The sequence below is a fragment of the Caulobacter sp. B11 genome (genome assembly GCF_002737765.1).
Lineage (GTDB): Bacteria > Pseudomonadota > Alphaproteobacteria > Caulobacterales > Caulobacteraceae > Caulobacter.
Genome location: NZ_PEGG01000223.1, coordinates 1 through 4,793, shown reverse-complemented (window position 1 = coordinate 4,793; position 4,793 = coordinate 1). Strand labels below are relative to the sequence as shown.

Annotated in this window: 2 protein-coding genes and 2 pseudogenes; 1 reads left to right on the top strand and 3 read right to left on the bottom strand. The window is 68.5% G+C overall.

The window, feature by feature from the left end:
- The 3 genes and pseudogenes from CSW58_RS09635 to ileS form a co-directional block, all read right to left on the bottom strand.
- Window positions 1-250, bottom strand: a 250-nt coding sequence (locus CSW58_RS09635) for a DUF3035 domain-containing protein (RefSeq protein ID WP_143755152.1), incomplete at its 3' end; no start/stop codon positions are given.
- A 95-nt stretch (window positions 251-345) separates the two neighbouring features.
- Window positions 346-846: a signal peptidase II gene (lspA, locus tag CSW58_RS09630; RefSeq protein ID WP_099447135.1), complete on the bottom strand. Its 501-nt coding sequence runs from the start codon at window positions 844-846 to the stop codon at window positions 346-348.
- A gap of 171 nt (window positions 847-1,017) precedes the next feature.
- Window positions 1,018-3,982 (bottom strand): annotated as a pseudogene (ileS, locus tag CSW58_RS09625) (isoleucine--tRNA ligase).
- A gap of 272 nt (window positions 3,983-4,254) precedes the next feature.
- Here ileS and folP point away from each other — a divergent pair.
- Window positions 4,255-4,793, top strand: a pseudogene (folP, locus tag CSW58_RS09620) (dihydropteroate synthase); the annotation flags it as partial.

Sequence of the window (4,793 nt, the reverse complement as noted above, 5' to 3'; positions counted from 1 at the left end):
CGCTTTCGCCGATCAGGGCCTGACGGGCGGCGCTTTCCGGCTGCAGCTCCTGCGGGCGGGGCTCGCCGGGGGCCGGCGGACGCAGGGCGTAGTCGGGCGGAACCACCAGCGGGGCCTTGGTGACGACGCGGAATTCGTCGGGAACCACCTTGTTCATGCCCAGCGCCTTGGAGGCCGATTGGCAACCAGCGAGGCTCGTGGCGGCGACGGCGGCCAGAACGCTCAGGGTCGCGACCCGATAGAAACTCATGAACAGCTGCTCCAGCGGGCCCGTTGGGGCCGAAATTTCGTGGCACTCGATACGACATCATCGCGCGGGCGCCAATCTCTCTGTCGATTGCGGCCTTATTCGGTCGGTTCGACCAGCTTCTTTTCGCCGGTCAGGAAGCTGTCGAGCAGCAGCAGGGCCACCCCGACGCTGATCGCCGAATCGGCGACGTTGAACACCCAGGGGAAATACAGGCGCGAGACATCGATGAAATCGACGACATAGCCGTACAGGACCCGGTCGATCAGGTTGTTGCCGAACGCCCCGCCGATGATCAGGCCCAGGCCGGCGGCCAGCAGCGGCTTGGTCGCCTTGCGCGCCCAGTTGGCCAGCACCAGCACCACCACCGCCGAGAACAGGGTCAGCAGCCAGCGGCTGACCTCCGAGCCGCGAAACAGGCCAAAGCTCATGCCCTCGTTGTGGACCATGGTCAGGTGCAGCGGGCCCAGCACCGGGACGCTGACCCCCTGGGTCGCCCCCAGCAGGCCCAGCACCCACAGCTTGCTGAGCTGGTCCAGCACGATCGTGCCCAGGGCGATGGCGTAGGCGATCCAGCCTTGGCGGGTGATGTTCGGCATTGTCTTTCTCAGCCCCAAATTGGCGCGTCCGTAAAGGTCTGAACCCTCCCCCGTGATGGGGGAGGGTAGGGTGGGGGTGACGCGGCGGCGGCAATTGGCCCAGGCCTCGGCCCGGTTTCAAGGCCGCGTCACCCCCATCCCCAACCCTTCCCCCATCAAGGGGGAAGGGCGTTACCCCTTCTGCTGATCCCACCACGCCACGGCGTCGGCGTCGCGCAGGCTAAGTTCCGGATAGCGCGGATCGGTTCCGACCTCGGGCAGGATCCGCCACGAGCGGGCGCATTTGTTGCCCTGGGCCTGGACGGGATCCACCGAGACGCCCTTGACCTCGTCGGTCGTGAACGCCCCGCCGTCGCCGGCCACCAGGGTCGCGGCGCTGGTGCGGAACACCTCGGCGGCGTCGAGGCCGTCGAAGGCGTTCAGCAGGTCAGGCTCGGCGACATGAACCACCGGCGCGGCCTCCAGGGCCGAGCCGATGCGCTTTTCACGGCGTTCGACTTCCAGGGCCCCGGTCACCACCGACATCACCATCTCGACCTTGGCCCAGCGGGCGGCCTCGGCGGGGTTTTCCCACTGCGCCGGCGTCGCCGGCATCACCCGCAGGCTGTTGGAGCCGGCCTCGGGGAAGCGCGTCATCCACGCCTCTTCCATGGTGAAGCTGGTCAGGGGCGAGAGCCAGATGGTCAGGCGCTCGAAGACGTAGTCCAGCACGGTGCGATAGGCCCGGCGGCGCAGTTCCGTGGGCTTGTCGCAATAGAGGCTGTCCTTGCGGATGTCGAAGAACAGGGTCGACAGGTCGCCCTGGCAGAACTCGATCAGCGGCCGGATCACGTCGCTGAAGCGATAGGCCTCATAGGCGGCGCGGACCTGGCCATCCAGTTCCCACAGGCGGTGGAGGATGAACTTTTCCAGGGGCGGGAAGTCGGCGTAGTCGGTGACCCGCTCGGCCTCGTCGAAGCCTTCCAGCGCCCCCAGCAGATAGCGGGTGGTGTTGCGCAGCTTGCGATAGGCGTCGGTGGTGGTGGCCAGGATGGTCTTGCCGATCCGCTGGTCTTCCGAATAGTCGACCATCGCCGCCCACAGCCGCAGGATCTCGGCGCCGCTTTCCTTGGTGATGGTCTGCGGCTCGATGGTGTTGCCCTTGGACTTGGACATCTTCTCGCCGTTCTCATCCTGGGTGAAGCCATGGGTGAGCACCGCCTTGTAGGGCGCGCGGCCGCGGGTGCCGCAGCCTTCAAGCAGCGACGACTGGAACCAGCCGCGATGCTGGTCGGAGCCTTCGAGATACAGGTCTGCCGGCCAGGCGCTGTCGGCCCGGCCCTCGATGGTGAAGGCGTGGGTGCAGCCGGAGTCGAACCAGACGTCGAGGATGTCGCCGACCTTCTCGTACTGGGCGGCGTCATAGGCCTGCCCCAGGAACGCGGCGTCGGGACGCAGGAACCAGGCGTCGGCCCCGCCTTCGCGGATGGCGTCGAGGATGCGGGCGTTGACCGCCGGGTCCATAAGCGGCGCGCCGGTGGTCTTGTCGACGAACATGGCCAGGGGCGTGCCCCAGGCGCGCTGGCGGCTGACCAGCCAGTCGGGGCGGCTCTCGACCATCGAACCGATGCGATTACGGCCGGCGTCGGGGTGGAAGGCGGTGTCGGCTATGGCCTGGATCGCCGTCTCGCGCAGGGTCTTGCCGCTGTCGAGCGGCTGATCCATGCGGATGAACCACTGCGGGGTGTTGCGGAAGATGATCGGGGCTTTCGAGCGCCAGCTGTGCGGGTAGCTGTGCTCGACCCGGCCGCGGGCCAAAAGGTTTCCGGCCTCGATCAGCCTGTCCATCACCGCGCCGTTGGCGGGACCGAACTTGCCGGCCTTCTTGCCCTCGGTCTCGATGACCTTGAGGCCCGCGAACAGCGGCACGTGCGGGAAATAGGCGCCGTCGGGATCGACGGTGTCGGGGATGGAGTCGAGGCTGTAGCCGCTCTTCAGCCACACCAGATAGTCGTCGGCGCCGTGGCCCGGGGCGGTGTGGACAAAGCCGGTGCCGGCGTCGTCGGTGACGTGGTCGCCGGCCAGCAGCGGCACCTCGAAGCCGAAGCCCTCATCGAACTGGGCCAGCGGGTGGGCGCAGATCAGGCCGGTGGGGTCGACGGGCTCGACCCGGCGCCAGGCGGCGACCTTGGCGGCCTTGCGAACATCGTCGGCCAGCTTGTCGGCGACGATCAGGCGATCGCCGACCTTCGACCACGGGGCGAATTCGAGGTTCTCCTCGATAGCCTCGACCTCATAGAGGCCGTACTCGACCTTGGGGTTGAAGCTGATCGCCCGGTTGGCGGGGATGGTCCACGGCGTGGTGGTCCAGATCACCACGCTGGCGTCATTGGGCGGCAGGCGGAAGACATTGTCGCCGGCCGGATTGCCCGACAGGGCGTAATGCTCCTCGTCATAGACCTTGACCGGGAACTTCACCCACACGGTCGGGCTGACATGGTTGTGGTATTCGATCTCGGCCTCGGCCAGGGCCGTGCGCTCGACCGGGCTCCACATCACCGGCTTGGAGCCGCGATAGAGCTGGCCGGATTGGGCGAACTTGTGGAACTCGGCGACGATCGTGGCTTCGCTGCTGAAGTCCATGGTGGCGTAGCGGTTCCACCAGTCGCCCAGCACGCCCAGGCGCTGGAACTCCACCTTCTGGGCCTCGACCCAGCCGCCGGCGTATTCGCGGCAGCGGGTGCGGAATTCCTCGGCCGGGACCTCGTCCTTGCGGCGGCCCTTGGCGCGGAACTCTTCCTCGATCTTCCACTCGATCGGCAGGCCGTGGCAGTCCCAGCCGGGCACATAGTCGACGTCGTAGCCGAGGGCGAAGCGCGAGCGGACCACGAAGTCCTTGAGGATCTTGTTGAGCGCGTGGCCGATATGGATGGCGCCATTGGCATAGGGCGGGCCGTCGTGCAGCAACGAACAGCGGCGCGCCGTCGGCCTGGCGTTTGGCGCGCACGGCGCCGTACAGGCCCTTGTCGGACAGGGCGGCCCAGCCGGCCAGGAGCTCGGGCTCCTTCTTGGGCAGGCCGCCGCGCATCGGGAACGGGGTGTCGGGAAGGAAGACGGTTTCGCGATAGTCGCGGGCGGTCGTGGCGTCGTCGGCCATGGGAAAGCTATCCAGCTTGGAAGGTCTGGGTTCCCGGCACGGCCCGCGCGACTGCGCCGCGCCGTGGGTCGGGAATGACGGAGTGAGAAGCGCCCGGCGCGCGCGCAAGCCTGTCCGGCAGCGTCACGCCGGGCGGATAATTCGCGAGAAAAGACGAACGCGGGTCATGCGGGCCGAGATAGCAGAGCCGGGCGGCGGGCACAAACGGCCAGACGCCGGCGCGGCCCCATCGCGCGGTGGCGGCGCGGCCTTTCGGAGCCTAAAAGACCGGCATGGCCCCGTTTCCCAGCCCCCGCGTCATGGGCGTCGTCAATGTGACGCCCGACAGCTTTTCCGACGGCGGCCGGTTCCTGGCCCCGGACTCGGCCCTGGACCATGCCCGGCGGCTGATCGCGCAGGGCGCGCAGATCCTCGACATCGGCGGCGAGAGCACCCGGCCCGGGGCCGCGCCGGTGGCGCAGGCCGAGGAGCTGGCCCGGGTCATCCCGCTGATCACGCGATCCGGCGCGAGAGCGACATCGCCCTGTCCATCGACACCATGAAGCCCGCCGTGGCCCGCGCCGCCGTGGCGGCCGGGGCGACGATCTGGAACGACGTCGCCGCCCTGCGCTTCAGCCCCGACGGCCCGAGGTCGCGCGCCGAACTGGGCTGCGAGATCGTGCTGATGCACATGCTGGGCGAGCCGGGCGGCATGCAGGACGCGCCGGCCTATGACGACGTGGTCGGCCAGGTCGAGGCCTTCCTGCTGGCCCGGGCCCTGACCGCCATGGCCGCCGGGGTGGCGCGCGAGAAGATCTGGCTGGATCCGGGC